Genomic DNA, 21061 nt, shown 5'->3' with positions numbered 1-21061 from the left:
ACCTTGAAAAAATACCTGAAGAGAATTGCTGCATGAACGTGGCTGTCTCGCCCACAGAGCGCAGTTTGAGCTGGAGACGCATGTTACTGGTGGCGCTTGTGTGCGTGCTCGCGCCGCGAGCATTTGCCCAGGCACCCAGCCCGGCGGACCAACGCGCCCAGGCGGTGACTCAGGTGGTGCTCGGTATTCTCAGTTATGCACGCTGGCCCGTAGAGCCTGCGCAATTGCGCCTGTGCATTGTCGGGCCGACCCAATACACCGACGACCTGGTCAAGGGCACGACCCAGGCGACCGGCCGTCCGGTTGTGGTGCAGCGCCTGCTGGCCGATCACCCCGATATTGTCAGTGCGTGCGACGCCGTGTACATCGGCAAACTCAGCGCCGATGAGCGCACCCGGCTGTTTACCTCATTGATTGGTCACCCGGTGCTCAGCATCAGCGAAGGTGGCGACCAATGCACTGTGGGCAGCCTGTTCTGCCTGCGCGTGGGTGATCAGCAGGTGTCGTTCGAGGTCAACCTGGATTCCGTTGCCCGCAGTGGCGTGCGCATCCACCCCAGCGTGTTGCAGTTGTCCCGCCGTCGAGCGACGGTGCCATGAGGGCTCATAAAGCGCGCCCCACCCTGCGTTCAGTCATCGGCCGAGGGCATCTGATTCTGGCGCTGGTAGCCGTGACCCTGGCCAGCGTGTCCCTGACCCTGCTCGGCGTGTTGGCGCTGCGCGTGTATGCCGATCACAACCTGCACCTGATCGCGCGCTCCATCAACTACACCGTGGAAGCCGCGGTGGTGTTCAACGACAGTGCCGCCGCCACCGAAGCCCTCAGCCTCATCGCCTCCACCGAGGAAGTGGCCCAGGCCGAAGTGTTCGATGCCAACGGCAAGCTGTTGGCCCAATGGTCACGGCCGGAAACAGGCATGTTGTCCCAGGTCGAACTGGCGCTGGCGCATGCTTTGCTCGAACAGCCCATCAGCCAGCCGATTTTGCGTCAAGGGCAAACGGTCGGCAGCATTCACGTGGTTGGCCATGGCGGCAGCCTGTTGCGCTTCCTGCTCAGCGGCTTGGCCGGCATCGTGATTTGCACGGCCCTCAGCGCCTGGGTGGCGTTGTACTTGGCGCGGCGCCTGTTGCTGGGCATCACCAAACCGTTGCAAAGCCTTGCCGCCGTGGCGCACGCCGCCCGCAGCGAGCGCGATTTCGACCGGCGCGTACCCCCGGCGCAGATCGCTGAGCTCGACAGCCTGGGCAGTGACTTCAATGCCCTGCTCGGCGAGATGGAAGCCTGGCAAAGCCACCTGCAAAGCGAAAACGAAACACTCGCCCACCAGGCCAGCCACGACAGCCTGACGGGGCTGCCCAATCGCGCGTTTTTCGAAGGCCGGCTGATCCGCGCCCTGCGCAGCGCCGCCAAGATCAATGAGCGAGTCGCCGTACTGTTCCTCGACAGCGACCGTTTCAAAGACATTAATGACAACTTCGGCCACGCCGCCGGTGATGCCGTGTTGGTGGCCGTTGCCGAGCGCGTGCGCGCGCAATTGCGTGAAGATGACTTGGTGGCGCGCCTGGGCGGCGATGAATTCGCGATCCTGCTCGCGCCCCTGCACAAGGTGGAGGACGCCCAGCGTATCGCCGACAAGATCATTGCCAGCATGGACAAGCCGATCCCACTGCCCGGCAACACCCAGGTTGTGACCTCCCTCAGTATCGGCATTGCCGTTTATCCCGATCATGGCGCCACTCCCGGCACCTTGCTCAATGCCGCTGATGCGGCGATGTACCAGGCCAAACGCTTATCCCAGGGCGGCCAGCAAACGGCGGAATCGGAGCCCACCGCCGCAAATGTTAACCACAGGAGTTGATCCCTTGTTCTCGAACGCGCGTTTTATGTTTATCACTTTACTGGTGGCCTTCCTTGCCCTCGGCGGCTGCCAGACAGCCCCACCCAAAGGCCTGACACCGGCGCAAGTCGCAGTGCTCAAACAGCAAGGTTTCGAACTCACCGACGAAGGCTGGGCGTTCGGGCTCTCGGGCAAAGTGCTGTTCGGCAGCGACGTTGAAAGCCTCAACAAAGCCAGCACCGACATCGTCGAACGTATCGGCAAGGCCCTGGTGGGCGCGGGCATCGAACGCGTGCGCGTCGACGGCCACACCGACGCCTCGGGCAAAGAGAGCTACAACCAGCAACTGTCCCTGCGCCGCGCCAAAAGCGTGGGCAAAGTGCTGACGGGTGTGGGCATGAAGGAAGAAAACATTAAGCTGCGCGGCTTGGGCAGCAGCGAACCGGTGGCGTCTAACACCACGGTGGCGGGGCGCACGGAGAATCGTCGAGTGTCGATTGTGGTGATCGCGGACTAACCGCTTAACCCGTTCCAATGCTGCAATGCGGTCAAATGTGGGAGCTGGCTTGCCAGCTCCCACACTTATTTGTGCATGACCAAAGTTCTGCGCCCTTCGCAGTTCAAATGTGGGAGCCGGGCTTGCCCGCGATGGCGGTGTATCAGCAGCAGATAAAGCTGACTGACCCACCGCCATCGCAGGCAAGCCAGCTCCCACACTTATCTGTGTCTGACCAGAATTCTGCGCCTGCCACAGCTCAAAAATGTGGGAGCCGGGCTTGCTCGCGAAAGCGGTGTATCAGCAGCAGATAAGCTGACTGACCCACCGCCATCGCAGGCAAGCCAGCTCCCACACTTATCTGTGTCTGACCAAAGTTCTGCGCCTGCCACAGCTCAAAAATGTGGGAGCGGGCTTGCTTGCGAAAGCGGTGTATCAGCAGCAGATAAGCGGACTGACCCACCGCCATCGCAGGCAAGCCAGCTCCCACACTTATCTGTGTCTGACCAGAATTCCGCGCCGTTCGCAGTACAAATGTGGGAGCCGGGCTTGCCCGCGATGGCGGTGTATCAGCAGCAGATAAGCTGACTGACCCTCCACCATCGCAGGCAAGCCAGCTCCCACACTTATCTGTGTCTGACCAGAATTCCGCGCCGTTCGCAGTACAAATGTGGGAGCCGGGCTTGCCCGCGATGGCGGTGTATCAGCAGCAGATAAGCTGACTGACCCTCCACCATCGCAGGCAAGCCAGCTCCCACACTTATCTGTGTCTGACCACAGTTCTGCGCCCGTCACAGCTCAAAAATGTGGGAGCGGGCTTGCTCGCGAAAGCGGTGTATCAGCAGCAGATAAGCTGACTGACCCACCGCCATCGCAGGCAAGCCAGCTCCCACACTTATCTGTGTCTGACCAGAATTCCGCGCCCTTCGCAGTTCAAATGTGGGAGCCGGGCTTGCCCGCGATGGCGGTCGTTCAGCCACATATTTATTGGCTGACCCACCGCATTCGCGAGCAAGCCCCACATTTATTTTTGCAGCGTGCTCGCTACAGTGTTCGCTTAACTGCCCGGCGTCATCGCCTGTGTCAAGTCGTCCACCACGGCCTTGCCCATCTCACACAGGTAATGCGCAGCCCACGCGTATTGCTCGCCGCGCACATCCATGGCGGCTTCCATGGCGAGTTTCTTGGAGTAAAAAAGCAGGGTGGAGGCGTGTTCCAGGGTACCGCCAGCCGGTGTGCCGGAATTGACGCACCATTACCAAGTGCCAGCAACAACCATTAGGTTTTGACTGTAGGAATCGTCTTCCATGACGAATCTTAATGGCTAGGCTGATGAGGATTCGCTTTTTCGCAAGTGGTGGACTTAGTTAAATAGGCGCTCTAACTAACCACCGTAAAGGATTGCGATGAACATAAATGTCAGTAATTTCCGCCAAGAAGTTTCTAAGCTCAGGCTTTCAAAAGTTGCTTTCGATGAACTGTTGAGTGCAACGAAAATTATCGAATCTGAAATCCAGCATGATCGATTCGATGCGAAGCCAGCCTACATCAATCCGCTACTGTTACCCGCTCTGAGCGAAGAGCTACATAGAATACGAAACATGATCGATCACGAGAGCCACGTCTTGATCCTCGATGGCTTCAGAGTCGAAAAACTTGCCAGTTTCAAATCGCTCGTATGGACATTTGGTTCATTACTCGGTGTACCAATGGTACAGAACCATCTCGGTCACAAAGTGATTGAGGTTTATGATCGAGGGGGTAAGAGCATTGAGGAGGGAGCCAGATACCATCAAACCCGCCAGGGTGCTTACGTACACAACGATGGAGTGAGCGACCCGCTACCTATTGATTACCTGATCCTGGCTTGCGGACAGAAAGCGCTTTTAGGAGGTGAGAGCATTCTCATTGATGCAAGTGCGGTATACGCGGAGCTGATGGCGTACCCAGAAGTTTTGGAAGAACTCAAATGTGACTTCTTTTTTGAGAATCGCGGCATGTCAGATGAGGAACAGTTGTTTAAAGCACCGATCCTGAGCTTTTCCAATGAAGGTATTCCACTGATCAGATACTTTCGAGTCTACATTGAATCAGCTCACCTAAAGGCAGCAGTGCCGTTAACTGTGGCTCAATCTCAGGCACTGGACTTTCTGGATACTGTTCTCGATCAGTCATCTGTTCAGCATCGAGTACTGCTGGAGCCAGGGCAGGTACTTATTTCGGCCGATAACAAGTTTCTCCATACCCGCACGCACTTCATTGATAAGAGTACTCCACGTTCCGAAATCAATGACAGTGAGCCTTTGAGCGATCTGAATCGCTACATGCTACGGATGTGGTTACGCAAACAATGATGTCCCGATATTCATAACGTACGTCCTCCCAGATCCGCCATAAGCCGAGCCCCATGGACAATTCCGATATCGCGATCACGCTGGTCTTGATCTCTGCTGTTATGCACGCCACTTGGAACGCCGTAGTCCGTGCCGGTAGCAGTCGCTTTATTACCTTGGCCATGGTCGATGGCACCGCGCTGGTGATATGCCTGGTGGCGTTGCCGCTTGTCACCGTGCCGAGCCTGGAGGTATGGGGCTACATTCTCATCTCCGTGGTGCTCAATACGGTCTATCGGCTATTTCTGATCAAAGCGTACGAAACGGGTGACTTCGGTCAGGTTTACCCTGTAATGCGCGGGGTGCCGCCCGTATTGGTCGCGCTGTTTTCCTACTTTCTGCTGCATGAACAGTTGTCACTCCAGGCGCTGGCGGGAGTGTTGCTGATTTGTGTGGGGATTATCAGCCTGACCTTTGTGCGCAGGATGACGGCGCAGATGTTCAAGCCGATCCTGATGGCGGTGTGCGCCGGGGCGTTTATTGCGTCTTACACGGTGGTGGATGCCAAAGGTGTAAGAGCCAGTGAGACGGTGCTGCAATACATCATCTACCTGACGGTGTTCCAGAGTATTCCGATCCCGGTGCTGGCGTTTTCCAAAGAGCGCTCGGCCTTGGCTCGTGCGATACGTGGACATTGGCGAGTCGGCCTATTAGGCGGCGTTTTTTACCTGGCGTCTTACGGATTGGTGCTGTTTGCGTTGTCGCTGGACGCCGTCGCCAAGGTCTCAGCGCTGCGGGAAACCAGTGTTATTATCGGCGCCATAATTGCCGCGCTGTTCTTTCATGAACGGTTCGGTTGGCGACGGATGCTCTCGGCATGCGTCATTGTTTGCGGGATCATCTTGATCAAAGTGAGCACCTGATGGCCCAGCGTCCGCCTCCCACACCGATGCTTCAAGCGTTCGTCAGCGCTGCGCAAACCGGAAGTTTTGCACGTGCAGCGTCTGAGCTTAACCTCACTGCCAGTGCCATCAGTCATCAAATTGCTGGCCTGGAAGAGTGGTGGGGCGTGCAGTTGTTTGAGCGGCACTCGCGTGGCGTCAAGCTGACGGCGGCGGGGCAGGCTTTGTTGCCCGTTACCGATGGTTTTTTCAAGGCGCTGGGCGGGGTGCTGCATTCACTCAATCCCGGTAAATCCCAACCGTTGTACCTCTCATGCACGTCTTCCCTCTGTTCGACGTGGCTAATCCCCAGGATGCACGGCTCTCACACTGAGGCCTCGTTTAACATTGATCTGGTGTTGACCAGCGCCGACATGAGCAGCGCCAGCCTGGAGGCTCATCAATACGATGTTGCGGTGGTGATGGGTTACGGTGACTACCCGGATCATCATGTCGAACTGCTGATGCGCGACGCGGTGTTCCCCGTGTGTTCGCCGGAGTTTCTGCGGTTGAAGGGTGATATTGCGCTGGAGAATGTCGCCCGGTACCCGCTGATTCATCGGGTGGACGATCAGGTGTGCCCTGGGTGGGAAAGTTGGTTTGCGTTCCAGGGGCTGGCGCCGCCGCCTTATCACCACGGGCCGCGATTTCCGGATTCGAGTCTGGCGATCAGTCTGGCGGTGAAGGGCGGAGGCATAGCGCTGGGCAGGACTGCATTGGTGTATGACCAGTTGGAAGACGGAGCGTTAGTGGCGTTGAATAGCCCCGTGATGATGTCGCCAGCAGCCTACTACGTCATTTGCCGAAACGGACGACAGTCGGAGCCGGACATTGCTCGCTTGATTGATTGGCTCAAGATCAGCGCGGGTGAGTTTCTGCGCGACGTTCGGGCTCGGCATCCGCAAATAGCCGGAGCTGGCGCGGTTTAAATGTGGGAAGGAGCAAGCCTCCTCCCACATTTAAACGGTGTTCGCTTAACTGCCCGGCGTCATCGCCTGTGTCAAGTCATCCACCACGGCCTTGCCCATCTCACACAGGTAATGCGCAGCCCACGCGTATTGCTCGCCGCGCACATCCATGGCGGCTTCCATGGCGAGTTTCTTGGAGTAAAAAAGCAGGGTGGAGGCGTGTTCCAGGGCTTGCTCAATCGGCATACCGGAATTGACCCGGAACAGGGGTTTTTGGTTTTCGCCGTAGTCGCCGAAGGTGACGACGCCGAGGGTGGTGATGGAGGAAAGCGGTGGATCGGGGACGATTTTGCTCATGACGATTGCTCTCTGCTGAAGTAGAGCCGCCACATCACATCGCTAAACATGAAGAGGGTGGCAGCTGTGTGCAGGTTAGCGATCCGGGCCAGAGCGCATCCCGGGTAGACTCGAAAGTCTCCCGCACACAGCCGCCATAAAACGCTAAAAGCTGACGAGAGCCAGCTAATACTGTTGGGGGCAGTGACACGCCTGAAACCCGGATCGCTAAACCCGATCGCTGATGTGCAGCGACCCGGGGAGGCTAGTGACCCAAACGGTAAGGCGCAATAGGGTGGAGAGTCTCTAGGAAACGTCCTGCAATTTAAAGCGAATCGTCGTTGATGGCCCTTTAATCCGCAAACTTGATCTCCCGCGTCTCCCCCATCAACAACCCCTGATTCTGCTCCGTCACCTCCCTGATGTAATCCCACAACAACGTAATCCGCTTCAACTTCCGCAAATCCTCCCGGCAATACATCCAAAACTGCCGCGTAATCGCAATCTCCTCCCCCAGCACCGGCAACAACCGCGGGTCCTGCGCCGCCAGAAAGCACGGCAATATCGCCATCGACCGCCCCTGCTGCGCCGCCACGTACTGTGCAATCACGCTGGTACTGCGCAGGCTGGCGCTGGCGCCGGGCACCACGTTCGCCAGGTACAGCAGCTCCGAACTGAACGCCAAATCATCCACATAGCTGATAAATGGATGCTCGGCCAAGTCTGCCGGGCGGTGGATGGGCGGGTGTTGGTTGAGGTAGTCCTGGGTCGCGTAGAGCTGCAGTTTGTAATCGCACAGTTTGCAGCACACATACGGCCCGTGTTCCGGGCGCTCCAGGGCGATGACGATGTCGGCTTCGCGCTTGGACAGGCTGATGAAGTGGGGCAGGGGCAGGATGTCGACGGAGATCGCGGGGTACGTGTCGACGAAGTGGCTGAGCTGCGGGGTAACGAAAAAGCTGCCGAAACCCTCGGTGCAGCCCATGCGCACATGGCCGGACAGTGCCACGCCGGAGCCGGACACCTGCTCGCAAGCCATGTGCAAGGTGCTTTCGATGGACTCCGCGTAACCCAGCAAACGCTGGCCCTCGGCGGTAAGGACAAAGCCGTTGGTCCGGGATTTTTCGAACAGCAAGGTGCCGAGCGACACTTCCAAAGAACTGATGCGCCGCGACACGGTGGTGTAGTCCACCGCCAGGCGCTTGGCGGCCACGCTGGCCTTGCGGGTGCGGGCCACTTCGAGGAAAAACTTCAGGTCATCCCAGTTCAGGGAGCCCAATGACGTGATGTTTTTTTGCATATTGGACCGGCTTTTATGTGCGTTCTTATTAGAGATTTGCACATCTATACTCCAAAAACAGTCCGAACGCCTCATTTCCAAGGCGATTCACGCGCCTTGTCTCTGCATAACTACAAGATTGGAGACCACATGAACGCTTCTGCCGATATTTCCGTGCAACAGGTCAAGTTGCTGATCAATGGTGAATGGGTCGAGTCCAAGACCACCCATTGGCAAGACATCGTTAACCCGGCCACCCAGCAAGTGCTGGCCAAAGTCCCTTTCGCCACCGCCGATGAAGTCAACGCCGCCATCGACGCCGCCCACAGCGCCTTCCAGACCTGGAAGCTGACGCCTATTGGCGCGCGCATGCGCATCATGCTCAAGCTGCAAGCCCTGATCCGTGAACATTCCAAACGCATTGCCGTCGTCCTCAGCGCCGAGCAGGGTAAGACCATTGCCGATGCCGAAGGCGATATTTTCCGTGGCCTGGAAGTGGTTGAGCACGCGTGTTCCATCGGCACGTTGCAGATGGGCGAATTCGCTGAAAACGTCGCCGGTGGCGTCGACACCTACACCCTGCGCCAGCCTATCGGCGTGTGCGCCGGCATTACCCCGTTCAACTTCCCGGCGATGATTCCGCTGTGGATGTTCCCGATGGCGATTGCCTGCGGTAACACCTTCGTGCTCAAACCATCCGAGCAAGACCCGCTATCGACTATGTTGCTGGTGGAGCTGGCGCTGGAAGCCGGCGTACCGGCTGGCGTGCTCAATGTGGTGCACGGCGGCAAGGACGTGGTGGATGCGCTGTGCACCCATAAAGACATCAAGGCCGTGTCCTTCGTCGGCTCGACTGCCGTTGGCACGCACGTCTACGACTTGGCCGGTAAACACGGCAAGCGCGTGCAATCGATGATGGGCGCCAAGAACCACGCCGTGGTGCTGCCGGACGCCAACCGCGAACACACCTTGAATGCGCTGGTCGGCGCCGGTTTCGGCGCGGCGGGCCAGCGTTGCATGGCTACGTCCGTAGTGGTGCTGGTCGGCGCGGCCAAGCAATGGCTGCCTGATCTGAAAGCGCTGGCGCAAAAGCTCAAAGTGAATGCCGGCAGCGAAGCCGGCACCGATGTCGGCCCGGTGATTTCCAAGCGCGCCAAGGCACGCATCCTGGAGCTGATCGAAAGCGGCGTGAAAGAAGGCGCCAAGCTGGAGCTGGACGGCCGCGACATCAAGGTACCGGGCTTCGAGCGAGGCAACTTCGTCGGCCCGACCCTGTTTTCGGGCGTGACCACCGATATGCAGATCTACACCCAGGAAATCTTCGGCCCGGTGCTGGTAGTGCTCGAAGTTGCGACCCTCGATGAAGCCATCGCGCTGGTCAACGCCAACCCATTCGGCAACGGCACCGGCCTGTTCACCCAAAGCGGTGCAGCGGCGCGTAAGTTCCAGAGTGAAATCGATGTAGGCCAGGTCGGCATCAACATCCCGATTCCGGTGCCGGTGCCATTCTTCAGCTTTACCGGTTCGCGTGGCTCCAAGCTCGGCGACCTCGGCCCGTACGGCAAGCAAGTGGTGCAGTTCTACACCCAGACCAAAACTGTCACGAGCCGCTGGTTCGACGACGACACGGTCAACGATGGCGTCAACACCACCATCAACCTGCGCTGATTTCGGGAGACGACCATGAAGATTGCATTTATCGGCTTGGGCAACATGGGCGCGCCCATGGCCCGCAACCTGATCAAGGCCGGCCACGCGCTGAACCTGTTCGACCTGAACCAGACGGTTCTCAAAGAGCTGGCCGAACTCGGCGGCACTGTCAGCGATTCCCCGCGTGATGCGGCTAACGGCGCTGAATTGGTGATTACCATGCTGCCCGCCGCTGCCCACGTGCGCAGTGTGTGGCTGAATGAAGACGGCGTGCTCGCCGGGATCGGCAAGGGCGTACCGGCAGTGGATTGCAGCACCATCGACCCGCAAACCATCCGTGATGTAGCGGCTGCGGCGGCGAAGCAAGGTGTAGCCGTTGCCGACGCCCCCGTCTCCGGCGGCACCGGCGGCGCCAGCGCGGGCACCCTGACTTTCATGGTCGGCGCCACGCCAGAACTGTTCGCCACCCTGCAACCGGTGTTGGCGCAGATGGGCCGCAACATCGTGCATTGCGGCGACGTCGGCACCGGCCAGATCGCCAAGATCTGCAACAACCTGCTGCTGGGCATCAGCATGGTCGGCGTCAGTGAAGCCATGGCGTTGGGCGATGCGCTGGGTATCGACACCCAGGTGCTGGCCGGGATCATCAACAGCTCGACCGGGCGTTGCTGGAGTTCCGACACTTACAACCCATGGCCGGGCGTGATCGAAACCGCGCCATCCTCGCGTGGTTACACCGGTGGTTTTGGCGCCGACCTGATGCTCAAGGACTTGGGCCTGGCCACCGAAGCCGCGCGCCAGGCGAAGCAACCGGTGATTCTGGGCGCTGTGGCCCAGCAGTTGTATCAATCGATGAGCCAGCGCGGGGAAGGGGGCAAGGACTTCTCGGCGATCATCAACAGCTATCGCAAGCCCGAATAGGGCGTTTTCCGGGGGCCTGCCGCTGGCGGGCTCCCGGGTTTTTGCGGGTCACGCAAACACAAAATACTTACGCACCGTCTCGACCACTTCCCACGTGCCCTTCATCCCTGGTTCCACCACAAAGATATCCCCAGCCCGCAAGTGAATCGGCTCCATCCCTTCGGGCGTGATCACGCAGTAGCCTTCCTGGAAATGGCAGTATTCCCACTTCACGTACTCCACGTACCACTTGCCCGGTGTGCAGATCCAGGTGCCCATGATCTTGCTGCCGTCTTCGCTGGTGTAGGCGTTGAGGTTGACAGTGTGCGGGTCGCCTTCGAGTTTTTCCCATTTGCAGGCATCCAGGACCGGCAGAGGGTGGGTGTCGCGCAGTACGGTGATGGGCTTGGACATGATGACTCCGAGGCAGTGAATGCAAAGGTGAACCCTAAGGCCTTGGGCGTTGCGTCAGTGGTCTGAACTCGACATCGGGATGCCCAGAAGCGCAGGCGGATGCGATTCCTCTGACACCCATGCAGTCCATGTGGGAGCGGGTTTGCTCGCGATAGCGGTGTGTCAGGCTATGTAGAGGCAAGCTGTGCCGCCGCCATCGCGGGCAAGCCCGGCTCCCACAGAAGATGTTTGAACGAAAGATTTGTGCATGAATCCGCCATTTCCTCGCAGTAAGTACGAAAGAATTCCCGCCTGGCGCTGGAATTAGCAAGAAAATGCACGTCTGGCCCTCGTATCATTCACCTCAGTGACAACCGAGAGCCTTGAAATGAACCCAATAAAAACGTGGTGGGATATCAGCCCGCCCTTGAGCGCGGCGACCCCGACCTGGCCGGGTGATACGCCGTTCCAGGAAGAGCGCGTGTGGCAGTTCGGCCCGGAGTGCCCGGTGAATGTGGGCCGCGTGACCTTCTCGCCGCACACCGGTGCCCATGTGGATGCACCGCTGCACTACAGCGCGGACGGTGCGCCGATTGGCGAAGTGTCGCTTGATGTGTACATGGGCCCGTGCCGGGTGTTGCATTGCCTGGGCAGTGGCGCGCTGGTGCAGCCGCATCAGTTGGAAGGCCGTGTGGATAACTTGCCCGAGCGGGTGCTGCTGCGCACTTATCCACAAGCGCCGCTCACCGAGTGGGATTCAAACTTTACCGCCATCGCGCCGCAAACCATCGAGCTGCTCGCCAGCCTGGGCGTGCGCCTGATCGGTATCGACACGCCGTCCCTGGACCCGCAACAGTCCAAGACCATGGATTCCCACAACGCGGTGGCCCGCCACGGCATGGCGATTCTTGAAGGCATCGTGCTCGATGACGTACCGGAGGGCGATTATGAGTTGATCGCGCTGCCGCTGCGCTTTGCCAACCTGGACGCGAGCCCGGTCCGCGCCATTCTCCGCCCGCTCAAGGAGCTTACGCGATGAGCCAATGTCCCTTCTCTGCTGACTACCAACCGCCGGAAGAATGGCATAACGCCGAGCTGAATTTTTCCGAGTCCATGAGCTACGGCGACTACCTGGACCTGGGCAAAGTCCTCAGCGCCCAGCACCCGCTGTCGCCGGACCACAACGAAATGCTCTTTATCATCCAGCACCAGACCTCGGAGCTGTGGATGAAACTGATGTTGCACGAGCTCAAGGCCGCCCGCGAACACGTGCGTATGGGCGAGTTGCCGCCGGCGTTCAAGATGCTGGCGCGGGTGTCACGGATCTTTGACCAACTGGTGCACGCCTGGGCGGTGCTGGCGACGATGACGCCGTCGGAGTACAAGGCGATTCGCCCGTTCCTGGGGCAGTCGTCGGGGTTCCAGTCGTTCCAGTACCGTGAGATCGAATTTATCCTCGGCAATAAAAGCGCGGCGCTGTTGCGTCCTCACGCGCATCGGCCGGAGTTGTTGAACGAATTGAAAGTGGCGATCGCCACACCGTCGCTGTACGACGAGGCGATCAATCTGATGGCCAAGGCAGGCTTGGCGATTGATCCCAAGCGCGCCGAACGCGACCCGACGGCAGCGACGGTTCACGATGAATCGGTGGAGGCGGCGTGGCGTGAGGTGTATCGCGACCCGAGCCGGTATTGGGATTTGTATCAGTTGGCCGAGAAGTTTATCGACCTGGAGGATTCGTTCCGCCAGTGGCGTTTTCGACATGTCACCACGGTGGAGCGGATTATCGGCTTCCAGCCGGGCACCGGCGGTACCGAGGGCGTGGGTTACCTGCGCAAGATGCTCGATACGGTGCTATTCCCCGAACTGTGGCGAGTCCGTTCCACGCTCTAAACAAAAAGCCCCGGATAACCGGGGCTTTCTACATTTGGAATGCCATCAACAAGGTGGGAGGGGGCTTGCTCCCGATGGCAGTGTGTCAGCCAATACATCCGGTCTCTGACATACCGCTATCGGGAGCAAGCCCCCTCCCACAGGGATCACTGTGCATTCACTACAGCGCTATCCTTTTTGATCCGCATCCGGTAGGCAATGTAGATAATCCCTACCCACACCGGCATCGCATACACCGACTCGCGAATGCCCGGGATGGCCAGCATCACGCTGATGATCATCACCATGAACGCCAGGCACAGGTAGTTACTGAACGGGAACCAGAAGGTCTTGAACGACGGCACCACGCCTTGCTCGCCCATGGCCTTGCGGAACTTGATATGGGTGAGGCTGATCAGCGCCCAGTTGATCATCAGCGAGGCAACCACCAGCGCGAACAGCAACTCCAGCGCACTGTGCGGTGCGACGTAGTTGACCACCACGCACAGCATGGTTACCAACGCCGAGATCGCCAGGGCCCGAATCGGCACGCCTTGCTTGTTCAGCTTCATCAGCGATTTCGGTGCATCGCCTTGCTCGGCCAAGCCGAACAGCATGCGGCTGTTGCAGTACACGCCGCTGTTGTACACCGACAGCGCCGCGGTCAGCACCACGAAGTTGAGGATGTGCGCGGCGGTGTCGTTACCGATCAACGAGAAGATCTGCACAAATGGGCTGCCGCTGTAGGCGTCGCCTGACGCGCCGAGGGTTTGCAGCAGTTGGTCCCACGGGTACAACGACAGCAGCACGGTCAGCGCGCCGACGTAGAAAATCAGGATCCGGTACACCACCTGGTTGATCGCTTTGGGGATCACTTTGCGCGGTTCGCTGGCTTCGGCGGCGGTGATGCCCACCAGTTCCAGGCCGCCGAACGAGAACATGATGAAGGCCATGGACATCAACAGCCCCATGCCGCCATTCGGGAAGAACCCGCCATGGCTCCACAGGTTGCTCACCGTGGCTTGCGGGCCGCCGGTGCCGCTGAACAGCAGGTAGCAGCCGAGCACGATCATGCCGACAATCGCCACCACCTTGATGATTGCGAACCAGAATTCGGCTTCACCGAAGAATTTCACGTTCAGGGTGTTGATCAGGTTCACCGCGACAAAGAACACCAGCGCGCTGACCCAGGTCGGAATCTCCGGCCACCAGAACTGGATGTACTTACCCACCGCCGTCAGTTCGGCCATGCCCACCAGCACGTAAAGTACCCAGTAGTTCCAGCCCGCCAGAAAGCCTGCGTAACCGCCCCAGTATTTGTGGGCGAAGTGGCTGAAGGAACCGGCCACCGGCTCTTCGACGATCATCTCGCCGAGCTGGCGCATGATCAGGAACGCGATGAAACCGGCGATCGCGTAACCCAGGATCATCGACGGCCCCGCCGACTTGAGCACCCCGGCCGAGCCGAGGAACAAGCCCGTGCCAATCGCCCCTCCCAAGGCGATCAGCTGAATATGCCGGTTCTTCAGGCCACGCTTGAGGCCTACCGGGTTAACCATGTCATCCGCCATTAACATTCCCTTCTACTTGTTTTTCTCAGGGTTGATTGCACGCCGCACCCGCCCCCCAGAACTGCTGAGGGGTCAGATATTACTCTGCGTAAACTTTTCGTAATACAGCTGAACGCCATCAAGTGCCTGATCCGCCAGCCATTGCTGGATGGATTCGACCATTGGCGGGGGGCCGCACACGTACATATCGGCCGATCTGTCCCGCAATTCGGCCAGGTCGAAATGTTCGGTGAGGTAGCCGCGCTTGCCGGGCCACTCGGGCGACGGGTCACTGAGCACTTCGGTGTAGCGAAAATTCGGGATTTTCGCGGCGTAGCCGTGGATGCGCGCCGCTTCGCATAAATCCTCGGCCCCGCGCACGCCGTAATACAGGTGTACGGTCTGTGCGCAGCCATTAGCCGCCAATTCATCGAGCATGCCCAGCAGGGCCGACAACCCGGTGCCACCCGCCACCAGCACCAGCGGTTGGGTGACATGCCGTAGGTAGAAAGCCCCCAATGGCGCTTCCATCCGCACTTCATCACCGACCTGGCAACGCTCGCGCAGGTAGTTGCTCATCACGCCGTCCGGCAGCAGGCGCACCAGGAACTGCAATTGATTGCCCGGCCGATTGGCGAAGGAATAGGAGCGCCAGCTGTCCGTGCCAGGGACCGACAGTCGGGCGTATTGGCCCGGCAGGAAGTCCAGTGGGGCCTCCAACTGAACGTGCAAAATTGCCGTGCTGGCCGAAACCTGCTGCACCTCGCTCACCGTGCCACGCACCTGCACCGGGCCCGGTGCGTTGCACAGGCTTGAATCAAAATCGAAGTAGAACGTCGCGTCGGATTTGACCCGTGTCTGGCAACTGAGCATTTTGCGCTGTTGCAGGTCGAGGCTGGAGAGGGCCTCTTCGTCGACATAATCCTGGCTGTAATCGCCAGACTCGCAACGGCCCTGGCACGTGCCGCACACGCCTTCGCGGCAATCCAGGGGGATTTTTATGCCGTTGCGCAGCGCGGCGTCCAACAGGATTTCATGGGCGCCCACCGGGAAAAACAGAGTCTTGCCGTCGGCAAAACTGAAGGCCACTTTGTGATTCATCTGCAGTGCTCCGGTGCTTTAGAGGTGATAGAAATCCAGCACCGAGTTGATGGTGTCGTTGAGCAGCAAGGCGTGTTTGCGCGTGATCAGCCAACTGTCGCCATGAGGTTTCAGGTGATACGTGGCAGGCCCATAAAACTGCTCCGACGTGGCCAGCCGATAAAACAGCGTGTGCCAGTTCAACCGCACCTCCAGCGTGCCATCCGCCTGCTCGGCCACGCGCACGTTATTGATCAGGTGCAAGGTGCGTGGCATGGGCGTGGCCGACGCCGCCTTGCCGGTGCGCAGGCGGAACACGCGGTCTTCAAGGCCTGAACGGTTGGCGTAATAGATCAGTGACATCTCGCGCTTGGGGTCGCGGGTGTAGACGTGCTCGGAGTCCCATTGCGGCAGGTGGAATTCACTCTGCGGGTCGAACAACTGCACATAGGCGTCCCAGTCCTGAGCGTCACACAGTTCGGACTTACGGTAGAAAAACTGCTCGATCTGGTACTGCAATTGCGCATTCATCACTGCACCTCCCGCAGTTTCAGTGCTTGCAGGTCCAGGCCCTTGAGCAGGAACTGCTGCCAGTTGCGGTGCTGGTTGACGTACAAGCCTTCATGGGTAAATTCGGTGCCGGTCATGGCCGGTTGAATGCCGATGGCTTCGCTGTTCGGCGTGGGCCCGGTTGCCCAGCGATGGCTGCCGCGCGAGATATCGCTCCAGCGTTCCAGGCGGCCCTGGAAACCGCGCTGGGCTTCGCGGAACTCCACCAGGTCATCCGGCGTGCCCATGCCGGACACGTTGAAGAAATCTTCGAACTGGCGAATGCGGTTTTCGCGGTCGGCGTCGGACTCGTTCTTCACGCCCAGGCATTGGCTGATGATCTCGGTCTTGTTCCACGCCACCGGGCGGATGATGCGCAGCTGCGAGCTGATCTGGTCGAGGAAGAACAGGCTCGGGTAAATATTCAGGTTGCGCAGGCGGTGCATCATCCACTCGGCCTTTTGCTGGCCGTGTTCTTCCACCAGGCGCGGCATGATCGTGGCGTAGCCGGAGCGCACCGTCGGGTTGGGCATGTCGCTGAACAGCAGGCTGTGGCCATTATTGAAAGCGAACCAGCCGTCATCGGTATTCGCGTCGCCGGCGCCGAGCTTGCTGTAGTCCAGCGTGGTGCCCGAGCCCGTGCCGTTTTCAGTATTGACCTGCTGGCGATGCTGCACGGTGGCGACGTAGTTGTAGTGCACGGTGCTGACGTGATAACCGTCCAGGCCGTTTTCGTTCTGCAACTTCCAGTTGCCGTCGTAGGTGTAGGCGGATTTACCTGGCAGCACTTCCAGTTCACCGGTGGCGGACTGCGCGACCATCATGTCGAAGAACACCTTGGCGTCGCCGAGGAAGTCTTCCAGGCTGTCTGTGCCATTCACGTCCAGGCTGATAAACACGAAGCCCTTGTAGCTGTCGATACGCGCCTTTTTCAGGCCGCGGGTGGCTTTATCGAAGCCCTCTGGGTATTCCCCCGGCGCCTTGACCTTCACCAGCCGGCCGTCGCTTTTGTAGCACCATGCGTGGAAAGGGCAGGTGAAGGTGGATTGGTTGCCCTTGCCGACACGCGTAAGGGTCGTGCCGCGATGCTGGCAGGCGTTGATCAGTGCGTTGAGTTTGCCCTCGCCGTCGCGGGTGATGATCATCGGCTGGCGCCCGGCGCGCATCGTCACGAAATCGTGGTTATTGGCCAGTTCGCTTTCGTGGCAGGCGTAGATCCAGTTCTTTTCGAAGATCAGTTCCATCTCCAGGTCGAACAGTTCGGGCTCGGTGAACATGTCCCGGGCGATGCGGAACACTTCATCCGCCGGACGAAAGTCCAGGCAGCTTTCGATAAACGCTTTCCACTGCTCGACGCTTCTTGCACCACTCATGGGAGGCACCTTGTTTGATAGGGGCTAATCGGTGGTTTATTAGAGGCAGCATGGCCGGGTGCGGGCTATCCGCTTAATGGGGGAAGGTGGGCCGGAAAGTTGGGCAGCAAATACTCACAACGGTGCAGGGCGGTCGCGCAATGCGCTACTGTCATACAAGGCAAGAGGCGCAAAAGCCTGCCCGTTATCCACATAGTCGACGGTTGCTATCCACTGGGTTGCAATACGGCTGGCGTGGCTTGGAACTTGCTGTCGATCCATACCGACGCGCCGCCAGAGCGCGCAACAGCCTAACCGCCGTGGGTGCACCCTGATGAGTAGCCATACACGCGATATCCATATTCAACGCTTCGACCTGGAGGGCGCCTGCAGCTGGATGTCCGGCATCTGCGGGCCGCATCGCCTGGCGACGGCGACGCCCGAGCGCCTGCGTTTTCACCACAGTGCCAATGTGTTCAAGTCCCGCGCCACCACCTTGGGCGTGATCGAATACGGCACTGATGTGACCATCGACATCGAAGACGCCGAGCATTTCAGCAGTTACAGCCTGAGCCTGCCGCTGGTGGGCGAGCAGGAGTTGAGCAAGAACGGTGTGAGCCTGAGCTCCAATTGCGATCAAGGGGTGATCATTTCGCCCAACGAGCATCAGGTGCTGGCTATTTCCGGTGATTGCCGCAAGTTGCAGGTTGTCATTACGCGGGCGGCGATGAGCGAATCCCTTGAGGGCTTGCTGCAACGGCCGATTGAAGCGCCGCTGCGGTTTGAGTCGGTGATGGATGCGGTGGACGGCGCTTCGGCGTCGTGGTGGCGCATGGCGCGGTATTTCATTGCCGAGCTTGAACGCAGCAGCGAGTTGTATGAGCAGGCGGCGTTTACCCGGGATCTTGAAAGCTCGCTGATCAAGGGCTTGATCCTCGCCCAGCCGAACAACTACTCCGAAGAACTGCGCGACGTACTCGGCGTGAAGCTGCCGCATTACTTGATTCGCGCGCGGCAGTACATCCACGACAATGCCCGTGAGGCCGTGCACCTGGAAGACCTGGAAACCGCTGCCGGTGTGTCGCGGTTCAAGCTGTTCGATGCATTTCGCAAATACTTTGCGCTGTCGCCCATGGCTTACTTGAAGAAACACCGGTTGGGCGCCGTGCGCCAGGAAATCCTCGAACACGGCTCTACACGTACCATTTCCGAAATCGCTCTGGGGTGGGGGTTTACGCACTTGGGGCGGTTTTCGGCGGAATACCGAAAGCTATTCGACGAATCCCCCAGCCAAACCCTGCAACGCAAGCGCCTGCGCAGCCTTTGAAGACAATGAGGATCAAACTGTGGGAGCTGGCTTGCCTGCGATGGCGGTGGGCCAATCAGCAAAGATGCCAACTGATCCACCGCTATCGCAGGCAAGCCAGCTCCCACATTGGATATCCAGTGTTTGGGAGATATCAGATCAGCTCTTCCACCAATTGCAGACAATGACTCAGCCCGGGCGACTGATCATTCACCCGGCGGCTCAGAATAATCGGCGAGGTCGCGGTGGTTTCCACAATCGGCGTGTAGCCGATATCCGCGCGGTGCAGCACTTGCACCGAGGCCGGTACCAGGGTCACGCCCATGCCCGCGCCGACCAAGCCGATGGCAGTCTGCAATTCATTGGTCCACTGCGCCACCTTGAGGCTCAAACCGTGGGCGTCGAACAGGGCGATCACATGGTCGGCATAGCTGGGGCGTGGGTTGCCGGGGTAGAGCACAAAGGGTTCGGCGGCCAACTGGGCGAGGCTGGCGGGGGCGTCGAGCAGCGGGTGGCCGGCGGGCAGCACGGCCACCAGTCGGTCCTCCACCAGCACGCGCTGGACGATGGCCGGGTCGTCGATGCGAATACGCCCGAAGCCCACGTCGATACGCCCAGCCTTCAGCGCTTCGACCTGCTGCAAGGTGGTCATCTCCGAGAGCCCCAATTCCAGCTCCAGCGCTTCATGGTTGCGCAGCCGCCGAATCAACTCCGGCAGTACGCCGTACAAGGTCGATGGCGCGAAGCCGATGCCCAGCCAGGTCTTCTCGCCCTGGCCGATTCGCCGCGTGTTGTCGCAGACCTTGCCCAGTTGCTCCAGCAGCACATTGGCGTGCTCATAGAAAAACCGTCCGGCCTCGGTCAGCCGCAGCGGTCGGCCGCGTTCCAGCAAAATCACCCCCAATTCTTCCTCCAGTTGCTGGATCTGCCGGCTCAACGGCGGCTGGGCGATGTGCAGGCGTTCGGCGGCGCGGGTGAAGTTGAGGGTTTCACCCAGCACCTGGAAATAGCGCAGATGACGCAGCTCCATGACGGCTCCTTTCATACCTTGAGGGTATTGTGCGAGACCCATTCTATATTGGATGCCAAGAAAAATACGGCACAGAATCGGCGCAAACCTATAAAGAACCCAACGGGTATAGCCATGCCGATTTGCGCCATCGAGTCGATCGAGACCATCATCGTCGACCTCCCCACCATCCGTCCGCATAAGCTGGCGATGCACACGATGCAAAACCAGACCCTGGTGATTGTTCGCGTGCGTTGCGCCGACGGCATCGAAGGTATCGGTGAGTCCACCACCATCGGCGGCCTGAGCTACGGCAATGAAAGCCCCGACAGCATCAAGATCAACATCGACCGGCACTTCGCGCCGCTGTTGATTGGTCAGGACGCGAGCAATATCAACGCGGCCATGTTGCGTCTGGAGCGCAGCATTCGCGGCAATACGTTTGCCAAGTCCGGCGTCGAAAGCGCCTTGCTCGACGCCCTCGGCAAACGCCTTAACCTGCCGGTCAGCGAACTGCTCGGCGGCCGCGTGCGCGACGCTTTGCCGGTGGCCTGGACGCTGGCCAGCGGCAACACCGAACAGGACATTGCCGAGGCCGAAAAGATGCTCGACCTGCGCCGCCACCGCATCTTCAAATTGAAGATTGGCGCCGGTGAAGTCGGCCGCGACCTGGCCCATGTGATTGCGATAAAAAAGGCCTTGGGCGAGCGCGCCAGCGTGCGCGTTGACGTCAACCAGGCGTGGGACGAAGCCGTGGCCCTGCGTGCGTGCAAAGTGCTCGGTGAGAACGGCATCGACTTGATTGAACAACCGATTTCACGCAACAACCGCAGCGGCATGGCGCGGCTCAACCTGTCGAGCCCGGCGCCGATCATGGCGGACGAATCCATCGAGTGTGTGGAAGACGCCTTCAACCTCGCCCGCGAAGGCGCGGCCTCGGTGTTCGCCCTCAAGATTGCCAAAAATGGCGGCCCGCGCGCCGTATTGCGCACCGCCGCGATTGCCGAAGCCGCGGGCATTGGCCTCTATGGCGGCACCATGCTTGAAGGCGGCATCGGCACCCTGGCCTCGGCCCATGCCTTCCTCACCTTGAACAAACTGGCGTGGGACACCGAACTGTTCGGCCCACTGCTGCTGACCGAAGACATCCTCACCGAACCGCTGGTCTACCGCGATTTTGAGCTGCATGTCTCGCGCTTACCAGGCCTGGGCCTGACTATTGATGAAGAGCGTTTGGCGTTCTTCCGTCGTGACAAACACTAAGAGGCGC

Annotated in this window: 20 protein-coding genes and 1 pseudogene; 12 read left to right on the top strand and 9 right to left on the bottom strand. The window is 59.5% G+C overall.

The features are described from left to right. Positions 1 to 32 precede the first annotated feature (32 nt). The 3 genes from A7J50_RS24750 to A7J50_RS24740 are packed head-to-tail and all read left to right on the top strand — an operon-like array spanning position 33 to position 2354. Positions 33 to 599 (top strand): YfiR family protein, encoded by a 567-nt coding sequence (locus A7J50_RS24750; RefSeq protein WP_064454143.1) that lies wholly within the window; start codon positions 33 to 35, stop codon positions 597 to 599. Continuing rightward, positions 596 to 1858 (top strand): diguanylate cyclase domain-containing protein, encoded by a 1263-nt coding sequence (locus A7J50_RS24745; protein WP_064454142.1) that lies wholly within the window; start codon positions 596 to 598, stop codon positions 1856 to 1858. The genes A7J50_RS24750 and A7J50_RS24745 overlap by 4 nt, the downstream gene beginning before the upstream one ends. Positions 1859 to 1862: 4 nt before the next feature. Then, positions 1863 to 2354, top strand: coding sequence for an OmpA family protein (locus A7J50_RS24740; protein ID WP_064454141.1), 492 nt, complete (start codon positions 1863 to 1865; stop codon positions 2352 to 2354). A gap of 1036 nt (positions 2355 to 3390) precedes the next feature. Here A7J50_RS24740 and A7J50_RS24730 read toward each other — a convergent pair. Then, positions 3391 to 3582: pseudogene (locus tag A7J50_RS24730) on the bottom strand (DUF3077 domain-containing protein); the annotation flags it as partial. Positions 3583 to 3739: 157 nt separating this feature from the next. Between A7J50_RS24730 and A7J50_RS24725 the strand changes: the two are divergent. Genes A7J50_RS24725 through A7J50_RS24715 form a run of 3 tightly spaced genes read left to right on the top strand, consistent with a single transcriptional unit; the run spans position 3740 to position 6536 of the window. Next, positions 3740 to 4687: a TauD/TfdA family dioxygenase gene (locus A7J50_RS24725; protein WP_064454139.1), complete on the top strand. Its 948-nt coding sequence runs from the start codon at positions 3740 to 3742 to the stop codon at positions 4685 to 4687. Positions 4688 to 4740: 53 nt separating this feature from the next. Next, on the top strand, positions 4741 to 5589 hold the full coding sequence (locus tag A7J50_RS24720) for an EamA family transporter (RefSeq protein WP_064454138.1): 849 nt from the start codon (positions 4741 to 4743) through the stop codon (positions 5587 to 5589). Next, complete coding sequence (locus tag A7J50_RS24715; protein WP_064454137.1) at positions 5589 to 6536, top strand: LysR substrate-binding domain-containing protein; 948 nt, start codon at positions 5589 to 5591, stop codon at positions 6534 to 6536. The genes A7J50_RS24720 and A7J50_RS24715 overlap by 1 nt, the downstream gene beginning before the upstream one ends. Positions 6537 to 6581: 45 nt before the next feature. Here A7J50_RS24715 and A7J50_RS24710 read toward each other — a convergent pair whose 3' ends face one another. Together A7J50_RS24710 and A7J50_RS24705 are read right to left on the bottom strand one after the other, a co-directional pair. Further along, a complete protein-coding gene (locus tag A7J50_RS24710; RefSeq protein ID WP_064454136.1) occupies positions 6582 to 6872 on the bottom strand; it encodes a DUF3077 domain-containing protein in 291 nt (96 codons plus the stop codon). A 331-nt stretch (positions 6873 to 7203) separates the two neighbouring features. Beyond that, positions 7204 to 8151, bottom strand: coding sequence for a LysR family transcriptional regulator (locus A7J50_RS24705; RefSeq protein ID WP_064454135.1), 948 nt, complete (start codon positions 8149 to 8151; stop codon positions 7204 to 7206). Between the two features lie 129 nt (positions 8152 to 8280). On the opposite strand from A7J50_RS24705, the gene A7J50_RS24700 reads away from it, so the two are divergent. Both A7J50_RS24700 and mmsB read left to right on the top strand, forming a co-directional pair. Further along, on the top strand, positions 8281 to 9798 hold the full coding sequence (locus A7J50_RS24700) for a CoA-acylating methylmalonate-semialdehyde dehydrogenase (RefSeq protein ID WP_064454134.1): 1518 nt from the start codon (positions 8281 to 8283) through the stop codon (positions 9796 to 9798). A 15-nt stretch (positions 9799 to 9813) separates the two neighbouring features. Then, positions 9814 to 10701 carry a 3-hydroxyisobutyrate dehydrogenase gene (gene mmsB / locus A7J50_RS24695; RefSeq protein ID WP_064454133.1) on the top strand — a complete coding sequence of 296 codons (888 nt, stop codon included), beginning with the start codon at positions 9814 to 9816 and terminating at the stop codon, positions 10699 to 10701. A gap of 48 nt (positions 10702 to 10749) precedes the next feature. Here mmsB and A7J50_RS24690 read toward each other — a convergent pair whose 3' ends face one another. After that, positions 10750 to 11094 (bottom strand): cupin domain-containing protein, encoded by a 345-nt coding sequence (locus A7J50_RS24690; RefSeq protein ID WP_003230905.1) that lies wholly within the window; start codon positions 11092 to 11094, stop codon positions 10750 to 10752. Between the two features lie 367 nt (positions 11095 to 11461). Here A7J50_RS24690 and kynB point away from each other — a divergent pair, with 367 nt between their 5' ends. Together kynB and kynA are read left to right on the top strand one after the other, a co-directional pair. After that, the gene (gene kynB, locus A7J50_RS24685) at positions 11462 to 12112 is read left to right on the top strand and encodes an arylformamidase (RefSeq protein WP_064454132.1); all 651 of its coding nucleotides are present in this window, start codon (positions 11462 to 11464) and stop codon (positions 12110 to 12112) included. Then, complete coding sequence (gene kynA, locus A7J50_RS24680) at positions 12109 to 12966, top strand: tryptophan 2,3-dioxygenase (RefSeq protein ID WP_064454131.1); 858 nt, start codon at positions 12109 to 12111, stop codon at positions 12964 to 12966. The genes kynB and kynA overlap by 4 nt, the downstream gene beginning before the upstream one ends. A 146-nt stretch (positions 12967 to 13112) precedes the next feature. On the opposite strand, the gene A7J50_RS24675 is transcribed toward kynA, so the two are convergent. From A7J50_RS24675 to antA, 4 genes are all read right to left on the bottom strand, one after another. Further along, a complete protein-coding gene (locus A7J50_RS24675) occupies positions 13113 to 14516 on the bottom strand; it encodes an amino acid permease (RefSeq protein WP_064454130.1) in 1404 nt (467 codons plus the stop codon). Positions 14517 to 14588: 72 nt separating this feature from the next. Further along, a complete protein-coding gene (antC, locus tag A7J50_RS24670) occupies positions 14589 to 15596 on the bottom strand; it encodes an anthranilate 1,2-dioxygenase electron transfer component AntC (RefSeq protein ID WP_064454129.1) in 1008 nt (335 codons plus the stop codon). Between the two features lie 18 nt (positions 15597 to 15614). Continuing rightward, positions 15615 to 16106, bottom strand: a complete 492-nt coding sequence (antB, locus tag A7J50_RS24665) for an anthranilate 1,2-dioxygenase small subunit (RefSeq protein WP_064454128.1) — start codon at positions 16104 to 16106, stop codon at positions 15615 to 15617. Beyond that, a complete protein-coding gene (antA, locus tag A7J50_RS24660; RefSeq protein ID WP_064454127.1) occupies positions 16106 to 17497 on the bottom strand; it encodes an anthranilate 1,2-dioxygenase large subunit in 1392 nt (463 codons plus the stop codon). Before antA ends, antB begins: the two co-directional genes overlap by 1 nt. A gap of 313 nt (positions 17498 to 17810) precedes the next feature. Here antA and A7J50_RS24655 point away from each other — a divergent pair, with 313 nt between their 5' ends. Further along, positions 17811 to 18803, top strand: a complete 993-nt coding sequence (locus A7J50_RS24655) for an AraC family transcriptional regulator (RefSeq protein WP_064454126.1) — start codon at positions 17811 to 17813, stop codon at positions 18801 to 18803. A 133-nt stretch (positions 18804 to 18936) separates the two neighbouring features. On the opposite strand, the gene A7J50_RS24650 is transcribed toward A7J50_RS24655, so the two are convergent. Further along, positions 18937 to 19812 (bottom strand): LysR family transcriptional regulator, encoded by an 876-nt coding sequence (locus A7J50_RS24650; protein WP_064454125.1) that lies wholly within the window; start codon positions 19810 to 19812, stop codon positions 18937 to 18939. A gap of 114 nt (positions 19813 to 19926) precedes the next feature. On the opposite strand from A7J50_RS24650, the gene A7J50_RS24645 reads away from it, so the two are divergent. Further along, complete coding sequence (locus A7J50_RS24645; RefSeq protein WP_064454124.1) at positions 19927 to 21054, top strand: muconate cycloisomerase family protein; 1128 nt, start codon at positions 19927 to 19929, stop codon at positions 21052 to 21054. Positions 21055 to 21061: the final 7 nt, after the last annotated feature.

It is taken from the genome of Pseudomonas antarctica (assembly GCF_001647715.1).
GTDB lineage: Bacteria > Pseudomonadota > Gammaproteobacteria > Pseudomonadales > Pseudomonadaceae > Aquipseudomonas > Aquipseudomonas antarctica_A.
The sequence above is the reverse complement of the archived record's forward strand: the minus strand, read 5'-3'. Positions and strand labels throughout refer to the sequence as shown.